The 22,075-nt window shown below is 38.7% G+C and carries 20 protein-coding genes and 9 tRNA genes; 24 read left to right on the top strand and 5 right to left on the bottom strand.

Annotation, left to right across the window (positions count from 1 at the left end; translation table 11 throughout):
* Positions 1-41 precede the first annotated feature (41 nt).
* From ruvC to PMAN_RS08620, 23 genes are all read left to right on the top strand, one after another.
* Positions 42-566, top strand: coding sequence for a crossover junction endodeoxyribonuclease RuvC (gene ruvC, locus PMAN_RS08725; RefSeq protein WP_008131991.1), 525 nt, complete (start codon positions 42-44; stop codon positions 564-566).
* A gap of 2 nt (positions 567-568) precedes the next feature.
* Positions 569-1,186 (top strand): Holliday junction branch migration protein RuvA, encoded by a 618-nt coding sequence (gene ruvA / locus PMAN_RS08720; protein ID WP_006794477.1) that lies wholly within the window; start codon positions 569-571, stop codon positions 1,184-1,186.
* Between the two features lie 7 nt (positions 1,187-1,193).
* Positions 1,194-2,201 (top strand): Holliday junction branch migration DNA helicase RuvB, encoded by a 1,008-nt coding sequence (gene ruvB, locus PMAN_RS08715; protein ID WP_010557246.1) that lies wholly within the window; start codon positions 1,194-1,196, stop codon positions 2,199-2,201.
* A 974-nt stretch (positions 2,202-3,175) separates the two neighbouring features.
* The gene (tolQ, locus tag PMAN_RS08710; RefSeq protein WP_006794475.1) at positions 3,176-3,880 is read left to right on the top strand and encodes a protein TolQ; all 705 of its coding nucleotides are present in this window, start codon (positions 3,176-3,178) and stop codon (positions 3,878-3,880) included.
* Positions 3,867-4,295, top strand: a complete 429-nt coding sequence (tolR, locus tag PMAN_RS08705) for a protein TolR (RefSeq protein WP_006794474.1) — start codon at positions 3,867-3,869, stop codon at positions 4,293-4,295. The genes tolQ and tolR overlap by 14 nt, the downstream gene beginning before the upstream one ends.
* Positions 4,296-4,299: 4 nt before the next feature.
* Positions 4,300-5,226, top strand: coding sequence for a cell envelope integrity protein TolA (gene tolA, locus PMAN_RS08700; protein ID WP_010557247.1), 927 nt, complete (start codon positions 4,300-4,302; stop codon positions 5,224-5,226).
* A 9-nt stretch (positions 5,227-5,235) separates the two neighbouring features.
* Positions 5,236-6,594: a Tol-Pal system beta propeller repeat protein TolB gene (tolB, locus tag PMAN_RS08695; RefSeq protein ID WP_010557248.1), complete on the top strand. Its 1,359-nt coding sequence runs from the start codon at positions 5,236-5,238 to the stop codon at positions 6,592-6,594.
* 34 nt (positions 6,595-6,628) lie between these two features.
* Positions 6,629-7,171, top strand: coding sequence for a peptidoglycan-associated lipoprotein Pal (gene pal, locus PMAN_RS08690; protein ID WP_008131978.1), 543 nt, complete (start codon positions 6,629-6,631; stop codon positions 7,169-7,171).
* 13 nt (positions 7,172-7,184) lie between these two features.
* On the top strand, positions 7,185-7,934 hold the full coding sequence (gene ybgF / locus PMAN_RS08685) for a tol-pal system protein YbgF (protein ID WP_008131976.1): 750 nt from the start codon (positions 7,185-7,187) through the stop codon (positions 7,932-7,934).
* A 171-nt stretch (positions 7,935-8,105) separates the two neighbouring features.
* Positions 8,106-8,181 (top strand) — tRNA-Lys (locus tag PMAN_RS08680).
* Between the two features lie 59 nt (positions 8,182-8,240).
* A tRNA-Lys gene (locus tag PMAN_RS08675) sits at positions 8,241-8,316 on the top strand.
* A 48-nt stretch (positions 8,317-8,364) separates the two neighbouring features.
* Positions 8,365-8,440 (top strand) — tRNA-Lys (locus tag PMAN_RS08670).
* Between the two features lie 60 nt (positions 8,441-8,500).
* Positions 8,501-8,576, top strand: a tRNA-Lys gene (locus PMAN_RS08665).
* 64 nt (positions 8,577-8,640) lie between these two features.
* Positions 8,641-8,716 (top strand) — tRNA-Lys (locus PMAN_RS08660).
* 59 nt (positions 8,717-8,775) lie between these two features.
* Positions 8,776-8,851, top strand: a tRNA-Lys gene (locus tag PMAN_RS08655).
* A gap of 40 nt (positions 8,852-8,891) precedes the next feature.
* Positions 8,892-8,967, top strand: a tRNA-Lys gene (locus PMAN_RS08650).
* A gap of 79 nt (positions 8,968-9,046) precedes the next feature.
* Positions 9,047-9,122: transfer RNA gene (locus PMAN_RS08645), tRNA-Lys, on the top strand.
* A gap of 130 nt (positions 9,123-9,252) precedes the next feature.
* Complete coding sequence (nadA, locus tag PMAN_RS08640; RefSeq protein WP_008131973.1) at positions 9,253-10,293, top strand: quinolinate synthase NadA; 1,041 nt, start codon at positions 9,253-9,255, stop codon at positions 10,291-10,293.
* Positions 10,294-10,478: 185 nt separating this feature from the next.
* Positions 10,479-10,568: transfer RNA gene (locus PMAN_RS08635), tRNA-Ser, on the top strand.
* Positions 10,569-10,755: 187 nt separating this feature from the next.
* Positions 10,756-11,997, top strand: a complete 1,242-nt coding sequence (locus PMAN_RS08630) for an integrase domain-containing protein (protein WP_010557249.1) — start codon at positions 10,756-10,758, stop codon at positions 11,995-11,997.
* Positions 11,998-12,018: 21 nt separating this feature from the next.
* Positions 12,019-12,360: a DUF6998 domain-containing protein gene (locus PMAN_RS19135; RefSeq protein ID WP_010557250.1), complete on the top strand. Its 342-nt coding sequence runs from the start codon at positions 12,019-12,021 to the stop codon at positions 12,358-12,360.
* Positions 12,361-12,425: 65 nt separating this feature from the next.
* Positions 12,426-12,569 (top strand): hypothetical protein, encoded by a 144-nt coding sequence (locus tag PMAN_RS19130; RefSeq protein ID WP_242032459.1) that lies wholly within the window; start codon positions 12,426-12,428, stop codon positions 12,567-12,569.
* A 191-nt stretch (positions 12,570-12,760) separates the two neighbouring features.
* Positions 12,761-13,012: a hypothetical protein gene (locus tag PMAN_RS08620; RefSeq protein ID WP_010557251.1), complete on the top strand. Its 252-nt coding sequence runs from the start codon at positions 12,761-12,763 to the stop codon at positions 13,010-13,012.
* 94 nt (positions 13,013-13,106) lie between these two features.
* Here the strand turns inward: PMAN_RS08620 and PMAN_RS08615 are convergent, their stop codons facing one another.
* The gene (locus PMAN_RS08615; RefSeq protein ID WP_010557252.1) at positions 13,107-14,822 is read right to left on the bottom strand and encodes a hypothetical protein; all 1,716 of its coding nucleotides are present in this window, start codon (positions 14,820-14,822) and stop codon (positions 13,107-13,109) included.
* 240 nt (positions 14,823-15,062) lie between these two features.
* On the opposite strand from PMAN_RS08615, the gene PMAN_RS08610 reads away from it, so the two are divergent.
* Positions 15,063-15,365, top strand: coding sequence for a hypothetical protein (locus PMAN_RS08610; protein ID WP_010557253.1), 303 nt, complete (start codon positions 15,063-15,065; stop codon positions 15,363-15,365).
* Between the two features lie 497 nt (positions 15,366-15,862).
* Here PMAN_RS08610 and PMAN_RS08605 read toward each other — a convergent pair whose 3' ends face one another.
* From PMAN_RS08605 to PMAN_RS08590, 4 genes are read right to left on the bottom strand one after another with little or no spacing between them, the layout of a single operon-like run.
* Entirely contained in the window at positions 15,863-16,570 is a 708-nt protein-coding gene (locus PMAN_RS08605) for a hypothetical protein (protein WP_010557254.1), read from the bottom strand.
* 18 nt (positions 16,571-16,588) lie between these two features.
* Positions 16,589-17,299: a hypothetical protein gene (locus PMAN_RS08600; protein ID WP_010557255.1), complete on the bottom strand. Its 711-nt coding sequence runs from the start codon at positions 17,297-17,299 to the stop codon at positions 16,589-16,591.
* Between the two features lie 5 nt (positions 17,300-17,304).
* Positions 17,305-19,272, bottom strand: coding sequence for a BREX-3 system phosphatase PglZ (gene pglZ / locus PMAN_RS08595; protein WP_010557256.1), 1,968 nt, complete (start codon positions 19,270-19,272; stop codon positions 17,305-17,307).
* Positions 19,273-19,275: 3 nt separating this feature from the next.
* On the bottom strand, positions 19,276-22,065 hold the full coding sequence (locus PMAN_RS08590; RefSeq protein ID WP_010557257.1) for a DEAD/DEAH box helicase: 2,790 nt from the start codon (positions 22,063-22,065) through the stop codon (positions 19,276-19,278).
* Positions 22,066-22,075 lie beyond the last annotated feature (10 nt).

Here is a 22,075-nt window from a genome sequence, read left to right as displayed (position 1 = left end):
ATTATTAGCCTAATTTACAATAAAAACAACGAGAATGTGATTTGGCCATTATTTTAGGGATCGACCCAGGATCGCGTTTGACTGGTTACGGTGTAGTTGCTCACCAAGGTGCTAAATTTACTTATTTAGGCAGTGGTTGTATAAAATTAGCCGATCATCCTTTTCCGGTACGCCTTAAAATGATTTATCAGGGCATCACTCAACTTGTTGAGCAGTTTTCGCCTGAAACGTTTGCTATAGAAAAAGTATTTATGGCTCATAATCCCGATTCTGCATTAAAACTTGGCCAAGCGCGTGGTGCTGCCATTGTGGGTGCTGCAATGGCTGATTTGCCAGTGTTTGAGTATTCGGCAAGGCAAATTAAACAAGCTGTAGTAGGCAACGGTGGTGCAGACAAAAGCCAAGTCCAGCATATGGTAAAAAATATTCTAAAATTACCAGGTACGCCTCAAGCCGATGCAGCAGATGCATTAGCAATAGCAATTTGCCATGCTCATTCAGAACAAAATTTAATTAAACTAGCGGGCAGCGCAAGCAAAACCGTTAGAGGACGCTTAAGGAAATAACAATGATAGGCCGCTTAAATGGTATTTTAGTTGAAAAACAACCCCCCGAAATTTTACTTGAAGTAAGCGGCGTGGGTTATGAAGTACAGATGCCAATGACCTGTTTTTACGACTTACCAAAAGTGGGTGAAAACACGATTGTTTATACTCATTTTGTAGTGCGTGAAGATGCGCAGTTACTGTTTGGTTTTAATAATAAAACAGAGCGCGCATTATTTAGAGAGCTTTTAAAAGCTAATGGGGTAGGGCCAAAACTCGGGCTCGCTATTTTATCGGGAATGTCGGCGCAACAGTTTGTTAGCTGTGTAAATAATGAAGATGCTACATCGCTGGTTAAATTACCGGGTGTGGGTAAAAAAACAGCTGAACGTTTAGTGCTTGAGATGAAAGACCGTCTAAAAGATTGGGGTAATGATTTATTTACACCATTTAGCGATAGCGCAGTGATAGAGCCTCACAGCGATGCATTAGTGGCTAATAATGCAGCGGATGATGCCGTTTCTGCACTTGTTGCATTAGGGTATAAATTGCCACAGGCACAAAAAGCAGTAAAATCGGTGAGTAAACCGGATATGTCTACTGAGGTTCTTATAAAAGAATCTTTAAAATCGATGTTGTGAGTAACCCATGATTGAAGCGGATCGCTTAATTGACGCGACTGAAAAAACAAATGAAGACTCGATTGACCGAGCAATTAGGCCAAAACTGTTGGCTGATTACCGAGGTCAACCGCATGTTAAGCAGCAAATGGAAATATTTATAGAAGCTGCACGCAGCCGCGATGAAGCGCTTGATCATTTATTAATATTTGGTCCGCCAGGTTTAGGAAAAACCACATTGGCGAATATTGTAGCAAACGAATTAAACGTAAATATTAAAACCACCTCAGGACCTGTACTTGAAAAAGCAGGCGATTTAGCGGCACTTCTTACAAATCTTGAAGAAGGTGATGTACTGTTTATTGACGAGATCCACAGGTTAAGCCCACAGGTTGAAGAAATACTTTACCCTGCAATGGAAGACTATCAGCTTGACATAATGATAGGTGAAGGCCCTGCTGCACGTTCTATCAAACTGGATTTGCCGCCATTTACGTTAATAGGCGCTACAACGCGTGCAGGCTCACTCACATCGCCACTACGTGACCGTTTTGGCATAGTGCAGCGTTTGGAGTTTTATTCAGTAGAGGATTTATCGCATATAGTGGGCCGGTCAGCTCATTATCTGGAGCTAGAAATGTGCGACGATGGCGCTAGTGAAATAGCTAAACGGTCACGGGGTACGCCGCGTATTGCTAACCGTTTATTGCGCCGTGTGCGAGATTATACTCAGGTTAAATCTGACGGAACTGTAAATGCAGACGTTGCCCAGCAAGCACTCGACATGATTGATGTAGATAAAAGCGGTTTTGATTATATGGATCGTAAATACTTACTAGCCATCATTGAAAAATTTATGGGTGGTCCCGTAGGGCTCGATAATTTAGCCGCTGCCATTGGTGAAGAGCGTGAAACAATAGAAGATGTTATTGAACCGTTTTTAATTCAACAAGGGTTTATTCAGCGCACACCGCGCGGACGTATTGTGTCTGACAATGCGTACCATCATTTTGGCTTGTTACCTAATAAAGACTAATTTTAAACACCTTTCCTAAACCCTTGCTAAAAATAACCGTTAGCAAGGGCACGTCCGTTTATAACGTATTTTATCTACTAAAAGTCATTTGCCTTACCATTAACTCGCCTGAATTCTGGTTAACCAACAATTCACAGAGCGTTAAGGCGTATGTGGCTATTGTGCCTTTCATAAAATTCAACTTAGTCAGTGCTGACTATGGCTGGCTAGGTTTAGTGCTAAATTTCTGGCTCAATAAACAATATTAAATGAATCTGTATATTTTGGTCTAGGCCAAATTTCAGGTAAAAAAAAGCCCGCAAATAATGCGGGCTAACAACAAGTTAAAGGAAGTAATCTGGGGGAACCATGTTTTACACTGTTAGGTTTTATCCAAATAGAGTAAAACAATGTAATACGACTTAAGATCATATTACTAAGAACAGGACATAATGAAACAGTTTCATTTAATGCGCTAGCTCGGTATGGGAGAATAATACGGAATATCTAAAAATTGTTCAAACTAGAAAATTTGTTTTTTCAGATTAAAAAAACTAATGTATTTAGTTTTGTTGTAGTTTGTAAGTTGTTCGTTAAATAACCATATATTTTATAAGTTAATGAAAAATAGTACTTAAGTATATTTTTGTATAATTGTTCGGTATTAGTTTTAGTATTCTGGTAGGTAACGTTAACGTGGTTTTGCGTGTTTATGCATTAATTTTGAATAAATGCCGTGTTTTATGATGTTTATTTATATAATTACGCAGCTGAACCTGAGTTTTTATTTTATTTGAATAAATATTTATACAACTAGGCATAAAAAACAAACAACATAGCCGATTTTTAACGTTTTTTGTTGGCTATTCATAGCAATATCGTTGTTAGTTTTAAATGGACTCGATACACTAGATGCAACTAATTGACCTTAGTTGCGGTCATAATTGCACAAATCATTACAATTGACGTATTTTGATACTATTTAGGAGTTTAATGTGGGATCAGGGCTTAATTTTTTGGATCTAATTTTAGAAGCCAGTTTGCTTGTACAATTAGTAATGTTAGGGCTAGTTGCCATGTCGGTTATGTCGTGGGCTATTATTTTTCAACGTAAAAAAGCAATCTCTGATGCGCTTTCGAATGCTAAAAAGTTTGAGCAAAAGTTTTGGTCAGGCATTGATTTAAGTAAGCTTTATAACGAAATTTCATCTCGCAGTGCTCAGTCTCATGGTATTGAGGCGTTATTTACGGCAGGCTTTAAAGAATTTGCGCGACATAAAAAAAATACATTTCAAGGCGCAAGCATAGTCATGGAAGGTACGCATCGCTCAATGCGTGTAGCACTGTCACGTGAAATCGAAAAAATTGAAAAAAGCCTATCGTTCTTGGCAACGGTTGGTTCTATAAGTCCTTACATCGGTTTATTTGGCACTGTGTGGGGTATTATGAATGCCTTTATTGCATTGGGTGAAGTAAAACAAGCCACATTACAAATGGTTGCTCCGGGCATAGCAGAGGCTCTAATTGCTACAGCAATGGGCTTATTTGCTGCAATTCCGGCTGTAATTGCTTATAACCGTTTTTCAAACAGTGTTGAAAAGCTTGAATCTCACTACATCAACTTTATGGAAGAGTTTGCTAATATTTTACACCGTCAAGCAGCTACACAAATAGAGGCACAAGCGAATGTATCATCGTAAAAAGCGCCGCCCAGTAGCAGAAATTAATGTAGTACCTTATATCGATGTAATGTTGGTGCTGCTTATTATTTTCATGGCGACTGCACCACTAATTACTCACGGTGTAAAAGTCGATTTACCAAAAATGGAAGAATCTGATTTAGTTGATACAAAAGATACACCACCAATAATTGCGTCTATTGATGCTGAGGGTAAATATTACGTCAGTGTAGGTACTGATCCAGAGGAGCCAATGGAAGCACTCGATGTAGCCGCCGTGATTAAATTGCAGTTAATGAAAAATCCAGATGTACCTGTAATGATTAAAGGTTCTGGTAAAGTTTCTTATCAAGAAGTGTTATTGCTAATGGATTTTTTGAAAAACGCAGGTGTGCCGTCAGTGGGATTGATGACCGAATCCTTTGAGGGGAATTAACTGGATGAGTAGTGCATTAGTAAAATCGGTGGTATTGCATTTAGGTTTGGGCGGATTGTTGTACGCGTCAGCTAACATTCATGCACCAACCCCTAAAGTAATGGAAGTGACGTTAAACACAGCTATACCTGAACCCGACAAAGCGGTTTCTGCGATATCGGTTGACCAAAAAATGGTTGAGCAAAAAATTGCTGAGCTACAAAAAAAAGAAAAAGATAAAAAGCGTGCTGAAGATAAGCGGATACGTGATTTAGAACGCAGGGCTGCAGATGCTCGCAAACAACGTGAATCTGAGGCTCGAAACATTAAAAAACTTGAGCGTGAACGCAAAGCTAAAGAGAAAGAAAAAGCGCAAGCTGAAGCTCAAGCAAAAAAGGCGCGTGAGATAGAGCAAAAAGAGCGTGCCAAAGCTAAGCAAGCAGAAAAGCAAAAACAAGAGGCTGAAAAGGCAGCAAAAGCCGCGGCAGATAAACGTAAGCTTGAAGAAGAAGCGCTAAAAAAAGCAGAAGCTGAACGTATTAAGCGTGAGCAAGAAGCTAAAGAGCGTGCAGCCGAAGCTGAACGTAAGCGTCAGCAAGCATTACAAGAACAAATATTACAAGAACAACTTGCTAAAGAGCAGGCTGCACGTAGTAAAATACGCCAGCAACAAGTTGCGAGTGAAGTTGACAAATACCGTGCTTTGATTATGGCGCGCATCCAACAAAACTTGTTAATTGATGAAAAAATGAAAAACCAACAATGTCGAGTGAATATCCGTCTTGGCTTTAATGGTTTAGTTACGCAAGTTAAGTCTTTAGGTGGTGATAAGCTAGTGTGTGAGGCCGCGCTCAGAGCGGTTCGTATGGCCGACACATTACCTGTGTCTAAAGACAGAGACGTGTTTGATCAGCTAAAAAATATTAACTTAACAATCAAGCCAGAATTTTAAAGGAATGATATGTTCAATAAACTAAGAGTAGCCTGTGTAGTATTGCTACTAGGGTTTCAAGGCATTGCAAATGCTGCACTTGAAATTGTAATTACCGAAGGTGTTGACGGCGCAAGGCCTATTGCTATTGTGCCATTTAAATACACAGGAATAGGTCCGATCCCACAAAAACTAAGTGATGTGATTGCAGCTGATTTAGTCCGAAGTGGTAAGTTTAAGCCGGTTGATGTTGCGCAAATGCCACAACAACCAAGCGAGGACCAAGCAATTGATTATGCCTCATGGGTTAATCAAGGGGTTGAGGCCGTTTTAGTTGGCCAAGTTGAACAGCAAACCGATGGCCGATACTTAGTCCGTTATGAATTAGTGGATGTAATTCGTGGTCAAATCACGGGTGGTAACACCCAAATGATGTCTAATGGGCAATTAGTAAAAAGCCAAGACCACATTTTAGAAGCCAGAGAAAGCGTTATTTCAGAAAGTGGGTTTCGCCGCTATTCACACCGTATTAGTGATGTGATTTATGAAAAACTAACAGGCGAAAAAGGTGCATTTTTAACTAAAATTGCCTATGTGATTGTGCGTGACGAAGACGATAAGCCGTATCAACTCGTTGTTGCCGATTACGATGGATTCAACGAACAAGTACTTTTGCGCTCTAAAGAGCCGTTAATGTCACCTGCGTGGTCACCAGATGGTACCAAGCTTGCTTATGTAACGTTTGAAAATCGTCAAAGCCAAATATATATCCAAGACTTATATACTGGCAAGCGAGAAGTGGTAGCCAGCTATCGTGGGATTAATGGTGCGCCGCAGTTTTCACCTGATGGTAAAGAGCTTCTATTAGTCCTTTCAAAAGATAAAACAGGCGCAACAGAAATTTATTTACTAAACCTGGCAACGCGTAAAGAAACACGCCTAACAAACCACCGTAGCATAGATACTGAACCATCTTGGTACCCAAATGGGCAAGATATAGTGTTTACCTCGGAAAGGGGTGGTAATGCTCAGATTTATAAGTTAAATTTAAAAACTGGCAGATCAAAGCGCCTAACGTTTGATGGCGATATGAATCTTGCAGGGTCAGTTACGCCTGACAGTAAAGAATTAGTGATGGTTAATCGTACGAACGGTAAGTACCATCTTGCTAAAAAAGAGCTAGCTTCTGGCGCGTTTCAAGTATTAACGCGAACTCGCTTAGATGAATCACCGAGTATAGCGCCAAATGGCTCGATGATAATATACAGCACGCTCCATAATAACAAACAGGTACTGGCGTTAGTATCGATGGACGGCCGCTTTAAAGCACGATTACCTGTGCTAGACGGACAAGTAAAGGCGCCAGCTTGGTCGCCATATTTACAGTAATGTTACTGGTTTACTCAAAATAGGAATCTACTCAATGCAACTTAATAAAATACTTAAAGGCCTGCTAATTGCTGTGCCAGTAATGACATTAGCAGCTTGTAGCTCGTCTTCAGATATCGACGAAGGTGCTGCAAACCAATCTAATCAACCTGCTGTTGAGCAAACAACTAGCAACGATACAGTTGAAGTAGCAACAATTTCGCCTGAAGAACGTGCTGAAGAACAACTTCGTCAAAAATACGAAGCACTTCGTCAAGAGCAAGTAATCTACTTTGATTTTGATAAAGCGACAATTGAAAGCAAATATGCTGATTTACTTCGCGCACATGCTGACTTTTTAGTAAAAAACCCATCGGTTAAAGTATTAATTGAAGGCCATGCAGATGAGCGTGGCACGCCAGAGTACAATATTGCACTAGGTGAAAACCGTGGTCAGTCAGTTGAAAAATACCTGCTAAGCTTAGGTGTATCAGCTAGCCAAATGTCAGTAGTGAGCTACGGTGAAGAAAAACCAATGGTTAAGTCTCGCACTGAATCAGCTTTCGCTAAAAACCGCCGTGCGGTATTAGTTTACTAAGATAAGAGATATTATGAAGCCGAAAATTATTTTGGCAGCAATGATATTGAGCGGGAGCACCCAGTTATGGGCTGCTCCCGCTCCTGTTTCAGAAGCTGCGAGTTCACAGTCAAGTATTGAGAAGCGCTTAGCGTCGTTAGAAAGTATGATGCAATCGCGCAATTTCTTGCAAGCCGAGTTACAACAGCAACTTAATTTACTTCAAGATGAAGTAAGTCAAATTCGTGGTGTGACGGAAGAGCAAAGCTATAAACTAGAAAAAGTACTTCAGCGTCAGCGTGAGCTTTATCAAGAGATTGAAAACCGTGTTAGTCAGGCGTATTCACAGCCTGCAGCAGTGCCTGCAACCGACTATGCACAACCTAATGACTCACAAGCATATAGCAGTGATTTATCTGAGAATGAGGCTTACGAGCGTGCTGTTGCACTCATAATGAAAGATAAACGCTACGACCAGGCTATTCCAGAGTTTCAAACGTTCTTAAAAACATATCCAGAATCTGTGTATGCGTCAAACGCACACTATTGGTTAGGTCAATTATTAACAATTAAAAACGATGGCGTTAAAGCGGTTGATCACTTTAGAGTGGTTGTAAACGAATATCCAAATTCAAATAAACGCCCAGACGCCATGTTAAAATTAGGCACGCTTTTAAAAGAGCAAGGACTGACAGACGAATCGTTAAAAATACTTAACGAACTTGTTACGCAGTACCCAAGTACAACGGCTGCAAAATTAGCCACAGATCGCCTGTCTAATTAATTGAATCAGCTTGATTAGACTGCTTTTTGTCATAAGCGGTCTAAAATTGGTCAACTAGGCATAAAAACTTAAAAAAAGAGACAATTTCGGTTGCACTCATTTTATAAATAAGTATTATAAGCGCCCGCAGCAAACGAATGGTTACCCCACTCAAAATGTTGCAAAAAGAGCGGGTCATTAGCTCAGTTGGTAGAGCAGTTGACTTTTAATCAATTGGTCGATGGTTCGAATCCATCATGACCCACCATTTTAAAATGGTCTTTTATCGGCGGATTTACGTAGTATTCAAGGTTGTAAAGTTAGAGCGGGTCATTAGCTCAGTTGGTAGAGCAGTTGACTTTTAATCAATTGGTCGATGGTTCGAATCCATCATGACCCACCATTTTTATAATGGTCTACAACAACTTTAATACAGCAGTTATACCAGAGCGGGTCATTAGCTCAGTTGGTAGAGCAGTTGACTTTTAATCAATTGGTCGATGGTTCGAATCCATCATGACCCACCACTTTTAAAGTGTCTGGATCGGCGGATTTACGCATTTATATTATTGAATAAGTTTATGAGCGGGTCATTAGCTCAGTTGGTAGAGCAGTTGACTTTTAATCAATTGGTCGATGGTTCGAATCCATCATGACCCACCACTTATTTTTAAGTGGTTATTTACTAAAGCATTAATTGCACTCAATAATCTAAAAATTATAGAATGGGTCATTAGCTCAGTTGGTAGAGCAGTTGACTTTTAATCAATTGGTCGATGGTTCGAATCCATCATGACCCACCATTCTATAAAACTCTAATCGGCGGATTCACGCAAGTAAGCTTTTAAGTTTATATTTGAGCGGGTCATTAGCTCAGTTGGTAGAGCAGTTGACTTTTAATCAATTGGTCGATGGTTCGAATCCATCATGACCCACCATTTTCATGGAAATATATATTTATTAGTTAACACCAAGAGCGGGTCATTAGCTCAGTTGGTAGAGCAGTTGACTTTTAATCAATTGGTCGATGGTTCGAATCCATCATGACCCACCATTTTTGCTTTGTAAGTAAAAACTGGAACATCGGCGGATCTACGCAAACACTATCTTTTTAGTACGTACAATATTAGAGCGGGTCATTAGCTCAGTTGGTAGAGCAGTTGACTTTTAATCAATTGGTCGATGGTTCGAATCCATCATGACCCACCATCTTCTACATTCTTTTTTAAAATCCCATTCTGTTTTTTTATAAACAAGCTTAAGCAGTTTGCTGTTATTTATGTTTTTATTCTCGTATAATTCGCCGTAATTTATACACTGTAAATAAGTGGTCGAGAACATGAGTTTAGCGCAAACTATTATGCCTGAAGGCTATATTTTCCCTCCAAAGCCAGCACCGTTAACAAACGACGAGCAAGGCGAATACAAAGCACGTATTAAGCAATTACTTAAAGATAAAAACGCGGTACTCGTAGCGCATTATTATACTGATCCTGAAATCCAAGCCCTTGCCGAAGAAACTGGCGGTTGCGTTGCCGACTCTTTAGAAATGGCGCGCTTTGGTGCAAGACACGACGCTGATATGATCATCGTTGCAGGCGTTCGTTTTATGGGTGAAACTGCTAAAATTTTAACGCCAAACAAAACGGTTGTTATGCCAACACTTGAAGCAACATGCTCGCTAGACATCGGTTGTCCGATTGATGAGTTCTCAGCATTTTGCGATCAGCACCCTGATCGTAAAGTGGTGGTGTATGCAAACACCTCTACAGCGGTTAAAGCCCGTGCAGATTGGATTGTAACCTCATCGTGCGCGCTTGAAATTGTTGAGCACTTAGACGAGCAAGGCGAAAAAATCATTTGGGGCCCAGACAAGCACCTAGGCAGCTACATTCAAAAAAATACCGGCGCTGATATGATCATGTGGAATGGCGCATGTATTGTTCACGACGAGTTTAAAACTAAAGCATTGAAAGAGTTTAAGGCACTGCACCCAGATGCTGGCGTTTTAGTTCACCCAGAGTCACCTGCAGAAATAGTTGCACTTGCTGACGCCGTTGGATCTACAAGCCAGCTCATTAAAGCAGCGCAAACAATGGCGAATAAAAAGTTTATTGTTGCGACTGATCGCGGTATTTTTTATAAAATGCAACAGCTATGCCCAGAGAAAGAGTTCTTTGCCGCCCCTACGGCTGGTGAAGGCGCTTCTTGTAAAAGTTGTGCACATTGCCCGTGGATGGCAATGAATGGCTTAAAAGCGATTGAGGAGGCCTTAATAGACCCTCAAGGTAAAGAAGTATTTGTAGATATGGACTTGCGTGAAGGTGCACTTAAGTCACTTAACCGCATGCTAGACTTTACGGCGAGTATGGCTAAATAGTTTTTAGCAAATGTAAAGTAACTAGACTGATATAAAAAACGGCTAAGCCTTATGGTTTAGCCGTTTTTTATTGAAAAAGTAAATAACTGCACGATTAATAGCCATTCAACAGTACATATTTAAAAAGGCCTTGCACCTGCGTAACCTATTTCATACTATAACGCGCTGTTGCTAGGCAACACCGTGGAGGAATGGCTGAGTGGCTGAAGGCGCACGCCTGGAAAGTGTGTTTAGGTTAATCCCTAACGAGGGTTCGAATCCCTCTTCCTCCACCATCATTCAATATCAGGACGCCTTTGGGCGTCCTTTTTTGTGCCTTTAACTATTTAAAATCAATAGCTTAGAGTGTCACTCTGTCCCAGGCTGTTTCATCCAAGCTCAAAGCTTTAGTATCTAAAATGGTATTCCTTGAATAAGCTGCCATAATAAAAGAATACTAAATTTGAGTGGGGTTCATTTTTTATGGCAAGATCAGCCAAGCAGCTTACCGATACAGCGTTAAAAAAAGTAAAAGCAGAGGATAAAGATATAATTTTATCCGATGGTAACGGCCTACAAGTAAAAGTTAGAAAGAGTGGCTCTAAGCTCTGGAACTTTAATTACTACCATCCAATCACAAAAAAGCGTGTCAACATGGGATTAGGCAAGTACCCAGATGTATCTATTGTAAATGCCAGAAAGTTAGCGCAACAAGCCAGAGAACTAGTTGCTTTAGGGACTGATCCAAAAGAGCATAGAGATGAAACCTTAGCTTTTAAACGGGCTCAAGAAGAGTTAACACTAAATAAAGTAGCTTTAGAGTGGTTTGATGTTAAAAAGCCTGATTTTACGCAAGCTCATGGCGAAGATATTTGGCGATCGTTAAATAACCATATACTGCCGGTTATTGGTAAATATCCTATTGGCAAAATTAACGCACCACAAGTAATAAAAATATTAAGGCCTATAGAGGCTAAAGGTACTCTAGAAACAGTTAAGCGTTTAAGCCAACGATTAAACCAAGTTATGACCTACGCAGTTAATAGTGGTTATATTCAAGCTAATCCGCTTGCTGGAATAAAAGAAACATTTAAAAAGCCGCAAAAACAAAACATGCCTTCGTTAAAACCAGAAGAGCTGCCTGAATTGATGCAAACGCTTGCAACGGCGTCAATTAAACGAGTAACCCGCTTTTTGATTGAATGGCAGTTACATACTCTTACCCGCCCAGGTGAAGCGGCCGGTACCCGTTGGGATGAAATTGATTTTGAGAATAAACTATGGATTATCCCAGCTGAACGAATGAAAAAGCGCAGAGAGCATGCCATTCCTCTATCAAATCAAGCTATAGAGTTATTAGAATCAATAAAACCAATTTCAGGGCATAGAGACTTTGTTTTTCCGTCAGACAGAAACCCGAGAACTCATATCAACAATGAGACAGCTAATATGGCTTTAAAGCGCATGGGGTTTGAGGGCCGTTTAGTAAGCCATGGCTTGCGCTCGCTTGGTAGCACCACATTAAATGAGCATGAGTTTAACCCAGATATAATAGAAGCCGCACTGGCACATGTAGATAAAAACCAGGTTCGTTCTGCTTATAATAGAGCTGAATATATAGAAAAACGTAGAGAGTTGATGAGCTGGTGGAGTGAGCATATAGCAAAGGCATCTCAAGGTTCATTGTCGGTATCAGGACATAAGCACCTTTTAAAAGTTGGTTAGAAGATAAAATAAGGATATAAAATGGCTTTAACGCAAATGCAAATCATTCAGTCGCTGGGTGAGGCAATGAGCTGGTTAGAAAGGGAGTTAAGTTGGGATGTACCTGCAACAGAGCTTAGACATTTAACAGGTAGAATTGGGGAGCTTTACGCCGCACTTATAACAAATAGACGCATGGCAACAGAGGTTAACCAGGCGGGGTACGATGTTGTATCAAGTAGTGGCGAGCGTATATCAGTCAAAACAACAGGTAGAATGCTTACAGGTGGCCATATAAGCTTTAATACTAATACGCTAAACTTGGTTGATCGTATAATTATTTTAAGAATCAATACAGATGAGATGCAAGTGAAACTTTATTAGATGCGCCCGTTGAAGAAGCTAAAAAACTAATGAGTGATGCAGTAACGGGAAAAAGCTGTATTAAAATGAGTAAGTTAATAAACGCACCAGTTAAGCCACGTATATTATTAAATGTAAAAGAAGTTATATGGAATAACTACAAATTGGTGGAGCTTGAAAACGGCACTATTGAAGTGTTTTTAAATGACGAGCTTGTAACACCCAGTTAGCCTTACTTGCGTGATATTGCTAAAGAGTTAGGGATTTCAATTTTAAATGGCAACGGGAATCCGTTTAATACACGCCAGCTAGGTTCTGTATTGATAAAAGAATTGCTTAATTAAACAACAATATCATGGCTTTACTGAATGTACTTAAAAAGGTACATTGCTATTTAAATTAATAAAATTAAGCAGGGAATATGAGCGATTTAGTAGAATGTAGCGAGTGTAAATTAAAATTTGATTTGGATGTCTTTGATAACTGTCCTGATTGCGAAGATGACTTAATTGAGTGTGAAGTGTGCGATTACAAGTTTAATTATAAGCTTGATAGTTGCCCTAATTGTGATGAAAACACGGTACCAAAAGGTACTGAATGCGAGTTTTGCGAAAAGCCTGCAGTGCGTTATCTGCAAGATAACCCTGTTTGTGAAGACCATTACCAAAATTAATTAACAGACGGATTTTAAATTTTCAACCTCAGGGTAAATTAATACATATCAACGCTCACTAACATGAATTAAGTTAGTGAGCATTTAGAAACCATTACAGAAAATCAGATAGCTCTTTGTTGTTTGATAGCAGTACATCAATAGAAAAAGTTTCAGTTCCACCTTTTGCGTGCTTTAAAATATGACCTCTGTATTCTAAATATTCCTCATATTCCCTTATAAAATTATTTTCAGCGTTGATTGCCTTACCAATTGTTGTTTCTAGAATTTGTGTATCAATAATCGTGACATTATCACGATGTAGTAAGTGATACCGTTGCTCAACATCTCGTGTAGTTATTCCTATTTTCCAAAAGAAATAGCCTTTATATTCAAGCTTTAGATAGTAGAGTAAGCAGAAATCATCAGGGTCTCTGTTAGCTAGAATATTTTTTTCTACTCCACAAGTAGGACAACCTTTACCTTCTAAATGACTTTTAGCGTCTTGTTCAAAGAAACCATGGCGGGGGCAATTTATTTCCAGCTTTATCCTTGAGGATATATACACTGTGTTTGAATAATCGTATTGGCCTTCGTGCACTAAAAGTGCCTTTTTAACAAAATCGTCTTTCGTATACTCATTACATTTAGGACAGCCTTGATTTTTAATCAATACCTGAGGAAATCCCGAAAATTCACCATGGGTAGGGCAAATTACAGTTATTTTCTCATTCCTGCCTTTATAGTGAACCTTTGAAAAATCATGTTGCTCACCTAAGCTTGTTTTGAGGCGTGCTATCAAGTTTTCATTGTCAATATCACCTCGGCCAGAACAATACATACAGCCACCATTTCCAGCAAGGTGGTTGTTGGGTTGAACTTGAAACTCTCCATGTTCTTTACATATTAAAGTTACTTTACGTTTTGCATTAACATAATGGGTTTTAGAATAATCAAATCTATCTTTAAATAACAATACTGATTTTCCTATAAACCCTTCTGTATTGATACCAGCTCTGCCTCCACAAGCACCACAACCTTGGTTTTTTGAATAGTGCGAGCTAGGGAGCATCGAGAAATCACCATGTTCTGGACAAATAATGGTTATTTTTTTCTTTGCTGTAATGTAAGCTGATTTATCGTAAATATACTTATTGCCATGTACTTTTTTTGATAGTTCAATAAATTTACCAGTATTCATTACACCAGTATTAGCAGCGCCCGAGTTTAACTTTTTACATTCACTGCAGCCTCTCTTAGGGCCACCAATATGATCACTGGCTCTAATATTAAAATCGCCATGGGTAGGGCAGGTTATAGTTACCTTTTTGTTACTTGCTTCATACCTTGTATTTTCATATTGATATATATCACCATGAATAGCTTTTGAGCGTTCTATAAAGTCACTGTTTGTAAGTTTCCTTTTACCTGAACAAGCCGTACAACCTACTTTTCTTGGACCGTAGTGTAAAGATGGGGTAACCTCGAACTCTCCATGTAAAGGGCATATAACTTTAAGCTTTTTACTGGAAGCGACATAAATACTTTTTGAGTAATCGTATTTATCACCGTGGATTAATCGAGCTCTCTCAATAAATTTATTAAGGTCATTTTTGATATAATTTGTACAGGACGGACAGCCAGAAGATGCAGAGTAGTGGCGTTTAGCGTTTACTTCAAAATCCCCATGTTCAGGGCAAATTACAATAACATTTGAGCTAGTATCAATAAGCGTTGCTTTTGAGTAGTTATATTTATTCTTATGGCACTTATTACCACGTTCTATAAACTCTTCAAGAGTTAATCTGTTTCTATTTACTTTGCCATCCATGATTTAGTCTCGCTAATTTATTAATATTTCAAGGTCATATAGCTTCATTTACTTTAAAGTATGTTTTTTTGAATGGTTTATATCAACTGAAGTAGTAGAGTTGCTTTGGTAATCCATCGAAAAATAATAGAATACATAGTGTATGTAGCTTACAAAGTTCATTCTGGCTTTGTTAGACATTGGAGTAAGCTATATTGGTTAGGAATATTTTTAATGTGATGTAGGGCTATAAGGATAAAAATGAAACAACTAAATACCTACGATAGCAGAGATGAAGCTGAAAAAGCTGTCTCGCTAATAACTGGCGAAAAGCGCTTAGCTAGTGAGCGTGATGGAACAGAAATTATCTATAATCTATTTGGAGAAGCTACCTGGGGTAACTTATATAAATTGAATATGTTCAACTTGCCTGAATTAAAAAAGCTAGTAGAACTGAAGAATAAAAGTCAAGCTTACGATCAGTTCAGGCATAAAGAAATCATTTCAATGCTCAGATATGCAGCTAAATCGTTCGACTTACAAATTCCTGAGCATTGGCTTTGAATTGATTCTAGTTCTTTACCTTACAGGACCTAGTTATCAACTATGTAACGCTGAAACTATAGATAGATTTTATTATCTATTGCCCAATTTTGGGCCTCTTTTAATGATGAAAACCTTTCTGGGTAGGGTTTACCATCTTTAATAATACCAAACTGTTTAGTATCTTCATTTTCTAATATAAGAATGTCTGTGCCTGGCCAGCGGAAACCATTCTTGCCTGGATAGCTCATTATAGATGAACAGTCTTTTCCAACTTTTATCTCACCCTCATAATTATCGTGTATCAAAACATCGAAATATTTAATGTTTTTCTGGCCTCACATCTCGCAAATGCCATCAGGAGTGTCATTTTCCATATCTCTGACATGCTCCCAACCTGTGTGTGGTACGCCAGATCGGATCCAAACTCTTTTACTCATCCATCTACTCATGCTTATATTGTGAAGTCAAATTACAAATTCTAGAACTATTATTTTATAGTCAGGTGTGCGGTGCTTCTAAACAAACACTATCACATCAGCGGCTTGGTGATGAGCTTCAAGACGATCATTTTGACTCAGATCATTCTCATCAAAATATAGCTCAAATGGGAACCAAACATTTTCATCGTTAATGGCAGTTAAGCTTCGACTTGTTACTTGTTCAGAATAAACACTTGCTTCTATTAACCAAGCTTTTATTGATGGATTATTAACTTGAATAGGCTTTCTAAGTTGATATATACCTTGCTTAGGGTTAGCTAGTAATTCCAAGTTCATCAACGTTCTTACTACAAACTGCATACTTCTTTTGATTGTTGAAGTATCACCATAATTCTCGGTAATTCGCTGTTCAAGTTGAGAATATAAAAAAGAGTCATTTAACTTGGTTAAACGACCAATTTGTTCAACTACAGATTTAAAGAAAGGGTACTTTGCAAGCATCATCCCCCAGTGAAAAACTAAGTTCAATTCACTATATTCCATCAGTAAATTAGCTGCATCTCGTTGAAAATCATTGGGGATATGTTTGGGTAATTTACTCCAAATACCGAAAAGTAAATTACGTGTTTTGTCTTTAGCCACTTGGCTTGTAAAATCAGGAGTTAGTAAAGTATCAATTTTATCCTTTAGCTCTTTACCTTCAATTCCATTTGCCACCCAAGATGCTGTTTGAGCAAGCCAGTTCGACTCTAAATGTCGATTAAAACCAATTGATACTTTCAAATTAATTCTCTTATTTTATTATTTCTTTCTAAACAACATCAGCTCATATCCTTGCTGATGCACTTCAAACCATTGCTTATCAATGTCTTCTGGCTCGATACTAATCTCAAATGGAAACCAAATTGCATCATCAATAATATCTGATAGTGTTCTGCTTATTACGTCTTCACTAAATAGTAAAGCGCATAATAACCAGTTCATTAATTTTTTAGGTACTGCCAAATTATTTTGATTTACTTGGTAACTTCTGGAGTTGCTTCGTAGCAAAACTCCAAAATCAACCATAGTCTTCAATACAGAGCGCAGCCCACGTTTTACTGTTTCAGTATCACCGTATAACTCAACCATTCGCTTTTGTACTTGAGCATATGTAAATGAGTCATTAAACTTTGAATTTCGTCCAATAAATCGAGCTACATCAGCAAAGAATTTCTTTTTCGCAATTAATAACCCCCAATGAATAACAAGAGGAATATCATGACTCTCTTTCACGTAATCAACTGCGAATGCTGAGAACTCACTACTGACATTTTCGTTCTTATCAAACCACAATGATGTTAATTGATTTCGTGTTTTCCCCAAATTAACCTTGCAGTTAATCAACGGTGAAAGCATTGAATTAATTTTGTCGTGCAATTCTTGTTTGTTTAACCCTTCGGCAACCCAAAGTGCCGTTTGATCTAACCAATGAGCCTCAATATGACGACTATAATTAACCCTTTTAGACATATCTATTACAACTTTCTTTTTATAACGGCTAACGGTACAACTACTTCGTGTAAGCTGATACCACCATGCCCAACAATTTTGTTCCCTTCTTTTACAAACGCATGAGTTCCTTTACTTACTAATGGAAATCGTCCTTCAGGTAAGCCATATTTCTTGCCGGGCCATTTTAGCACTTTCCCGTCTAAAAGGTCATTAGAACTAGTAGCTGCATTTTCTGAATCATAGATTCTAACTCGCTCACCTTTGGTTTCAGCCTTTACACCTTCCCGTAATGCACCACAGCCTATAGCCTCTTGATTACCGTGATCAGCAGTAACAATCACTTCATAACCTGCATCTAGTAAAATGTTAATTTTTTCTGCAAACCTCCAAGTTTTAATCCAATTTGACACTACAGCATTTAAACCAGACATTCCGTTTTTCATACCATGCATTTGCTCATCAACGAAATTGATGACTAAGCCAGCAGCCATAATATGGCGATCAGATATCAAGTCATTAAACGATTCATTAGTAGCTCTATCTTCAACTTTTTTTGCATACAACACTTCTTTGCTAGTTAAACCATGGTCTTCCCAATATGCTTGCCACAGCTTACCTTCTTTTGATGTTGTTAAAAGCGAATCAGCATAAAAATAAGGTTTTTTACCCGAAAACATCGACTGTCGAGAAATTGAGGTAATAGTGGGGACCCAAGCAAAACTATAATGTTCTTCCATTGTCACTCTTGAACATGAGTTCAAAGACTCTCTAAACAATGCCCACTGCTGAAAGCCCATTCCATCCATAACGAGCAAGCAAACTTTTTGTTCATCCTGTACCTTACGATTTAACCAGTCAGGGATTTTATGCAACATATTAGGGTGGCGAATCGAGGGTAACGAAATCAAACTACCAAACTTATCTAGTAACCACTGCTCAAACGTATTATCTACTTTATCGTTTAGGCGCTTTAATGATGTAAGATCTGAAGGGAGTAACTTTTCTATTTTGTGGCTTAACGCATTCAGCATACCAAGCTCAAATGCATGCTCTCCCCAAAAGTCCGCGTTTTGCTCATTAACCTCTACATTTGAAAACACTTTATTTAAACGAGAGAGCAAATGAGAAAAACGCTTTAATTCAGAGAAACCTTCATCACTAGCAACACCTATAGAGGCCCAGTGTTCTTGTGGTACTCCTTTTAAATCTATAGGTTTTAGCAAACCATCACTGAATAAATTATCAACATAAACTTGAATATCCTGATCTTCAAACGGCACAATTAGTTTACCTTGAGGCCATGAAGGCTCTTTAATTTCTTGCACAGGTACTAGTGTTTGAAGATATAGCCCCCATTGAGCTTGCAGAAACTCAAAAAACTCAGCCTTATTTGGCAATAACCTATCAAAATCCCAACCGTTGAAAGCACTATTTAGCTCTAATAAAGCAATTAACCTTTGCTCAATTACTTCTGGCATATCACCACTAAGGTAATGCTTTTGGATGAGTAATCGAACTAAATCTACTTCAGATTGTATTATCTCAGGGGCAATCTTATAGATATGCCTTAACAAAAAATCTAAACTAGCAATTCTTCCCAGCTTGCCTGGTCGATAGTTTGAAATGGCTTCCTTAATTGGCTGGAAGTAAATAGGAGAAAGGCTTCGAAGTGTTTCGTTCTCTAGCTCTGGTATTATTTCATTGATATGAAAATTTACGCTTTGTGCGTTTAACGAGATATCAAAAGGAATATAGTTTTCATCAATTTCAGCACATCTAATGATTAATGCCTTGCTGTTTTGCTCTTCAAGCCAATTCTCATATACCAACCTTAACGACACAGGGTCGCTATAATCTATAAGCTCTATTTTTGATTCTTCAAACTGTGCGTCAATAAATGGTTCAAAACAAAGGTTTTCAGGATCTGAAATAATAAAACACTGTTTTGCGGTGAAATCTAATTTACTGAGTAGTTCACTTTGCCAAGCCATAAATTATCCCTTTATCTCAAAAACAATATGAAGTGATAACTCAGGGTATACTTGCTGTTTTTCTTTTATTTGTTGTGCCCAAGTAAGTTGTTCATCTGCTAATTGACGTAAACGATAATTTTTTACTTCAGGCAATCCTATTCTTTCTATTGCTCGTTTTCGAGCAGCAAAAGAATATTCTCCTTTATCAATTTTCTCTGACAAATCAGCTTTATAATTAATTAGCATATCTTCAAAAGCTAATTTTCCTTGTTCTTCTGCAACAGCTCGCAACATTTGGTAAATATCAGAGCTTTTCACACTACTGGGGCCTGTAATCACTTCTACCGTATCGGAGCATAATGCATCCCAAATCCGATTTGAGGCGGGAGCAAAAAAGCTACCATCAGGTTTAACATAAATAGGTAAGTATTTAACTTGTCTCTCATCGCTCCCGGCAAAACGAACACTCCACAAAGACCAGTAGCCAGAAGCACCTGTTGGTAATGTTGGTACTTTTACAACAGGTATCGATTGCACATCACTCCAAATAGGTAAATGGGTACACAACCCTCTAACTTTAGGGTTCTCCAAAGTAATGTGTTTTAGCCTAAGATCTTGCTGAGCGTCTTTACCAACAAAAGTTATATCATTCCATAAAGCACCATCTGGCCAAGTAATATCTAAACCACCCGTTGAGGATTTATCAAATCTGGCCTTAATGCCTTGTTGATTTTGCCATAGGAGATATTGCTCAACCATTGCAGAAATCCAATGAGGTAAAGGGTGATTAGCCGTTTTTTGATAAGTCTCAGCGAGTAATTGCTCTCCATCAGAAAACAAATTATCTTGTGATTTTTTATCCTTTCCTGCGTTTTGTATTGTTTGTAATGCTTTAGCAAGCTCTTGGTCCATTACATCAGGGTTAGTCAATGTCTCCATGAACAATTCGTCAAATAAGTGATTCGCCTCAGCAGAATCGAGAACATCACTGGTTTTATCGACACCAAACTCTTCTAAAATAACTTGCAACTTACTTTCAAGTACATCACGCACTCTATGCTCTACAGTATCTTCTAGTACAAGGTTTAATGCTCTAACCACATGAGGCTGACCGATACGATCAACACGACCTATCCTTTGTTCCATGCGCATCGGGTTCCAAGGCATGTCATAGTTAACAATCACATGACAAAACTGAAGATTTAAACCTTCACCACCCGCATCTGTCGAAATAAGTATACGAGTATCACCCGCAAAAGATGCTTGTACTTTTTTTCGCTCACCTAGATCCATTGAACCGTTTAAGCAAACAACACTAATACCGCGATCAGTAAAAAATTTATCTAACATTGCTTGTGTCGGCACAAACTCTGTAAACACTAGCATTTTTAAATCAGGTGATTGCTCTTCTTGTTGCAGTTTATAAAGCCAATCTAACAATACTTCCGCTTTAGCATCACTTTCATTTGCCACACATTTCTCAGCTAATTTCAGTAAATGTGCTACTTCTGCTTTTTCGTTCTCTAAGGCTTGTTTACTTTCAACAATCATTTCATCTAACTGTGATTGTCCATCTAGCTCTGCCCAATCATCAGCGAAAGACAGTGGTAACTCTTCTTCAACCACCATTGTATCTAAAGCAATTAAACGTCTAGATAATGTTTTGGCTATCGCGGCACTACTAGAGCTGACTAGTCGCTGCATCAAAATCATTAAAAAGCCAATAGCATTTTGTTTTTTGGCTTTGGCTTGGTTGTAGCCTTCTTTAATGTATTCAGTTACTTCCTCGTAAAGATGACGTTGAATGGAGTGCTTCTGTTGCCAAGCAACAGGGACTAACTCTGTTTTTCTAGGTTTGAATAATGGTTTGCCTTCACCATCAATAGATATCCGCTTTTCGGTACGTACAACATATGGCTGCACTCGCTCTTTGGTCACACTAGAAATATCAGGAAACACTTCAGGGTCAAGTAAGGCCATTAAGCGATGAAAAGCATCGCTTTTTCCTTGATGAGGTGTTGCTGAAAGTAGCAATAAATAAGGTGCAGCTTCCGCTAACCCTTGCCCTAATTTATATCGAGCGACTAATTCAGTGCTGCCACCTAAACGATGGGCTTCATCGATGACAATTAAATCCCAACCTGCGGCAAGTAAGTCATCAAATCGATGTTTGTTATATTCATGAACTTGCTTTAAAGGCCAGCCTTTGCGGCTCTCTATCGGTTTAATACTATCAACAGGGCAAACAACTTGGTCATGGCGCAACCAAACATTGTCATGCTCATCAACAGGCTTTTGCTCTCCCGGTAAAAGTAAGTGAAAACTCTCATTAAAATGAGTACTCATTTCACTTACCCACTGGCTAACTAAACCTTTAGGAGCACACACTAATATGCGTTTAGCCATGCCTCTCAGTTTTAGCTCTCGCATCACTAAGCCAGCTTCTATGGTTTTACCTAAACCAACTTCATCAGCAAACAAGTATCGTACTTGCTTACGAGCCATCGCTTTATTGAGTGCTTTTAATTGATGAGGAAGAGGAATGACATTGGATTCAATTGGGGCTAGTAATACATCTTCTTGCTGTGCGTTCGCTATTTTTGCAGCCACTGCAACATATGAAATAAAGTGTTCACTTGGCTCTTGCTGATCATCAGCATGAACTAAATCATCATCAACAACTTTCACAACAGAGTCTTGTTGCTGTAACCAAACACGGTAAAAACTCTGGCCCCATAGGCCAGAATTTTCTATTACCTTAACATGCTGCTGATGGGCCTTGCTCCAAGCCCATTCTCCGACATCAAACATCCTTATTTCC

The organism is Pseudoalteromonas marina (genome assembly GCF_000238335.3).
In the GTDB taxonomy this organism is placed as follows: Bacteria; Pseudomonadota; Gammaproteobacteria; order Enterobacterales; family Alteromonadaceae; genus Pseudoalteromonas; species Pseudoalteromonas marina.
Note: the sequence above shows the minus strand (reverse complement) of the source record. Positions and strands in the feature narration are given on the sequence as shown.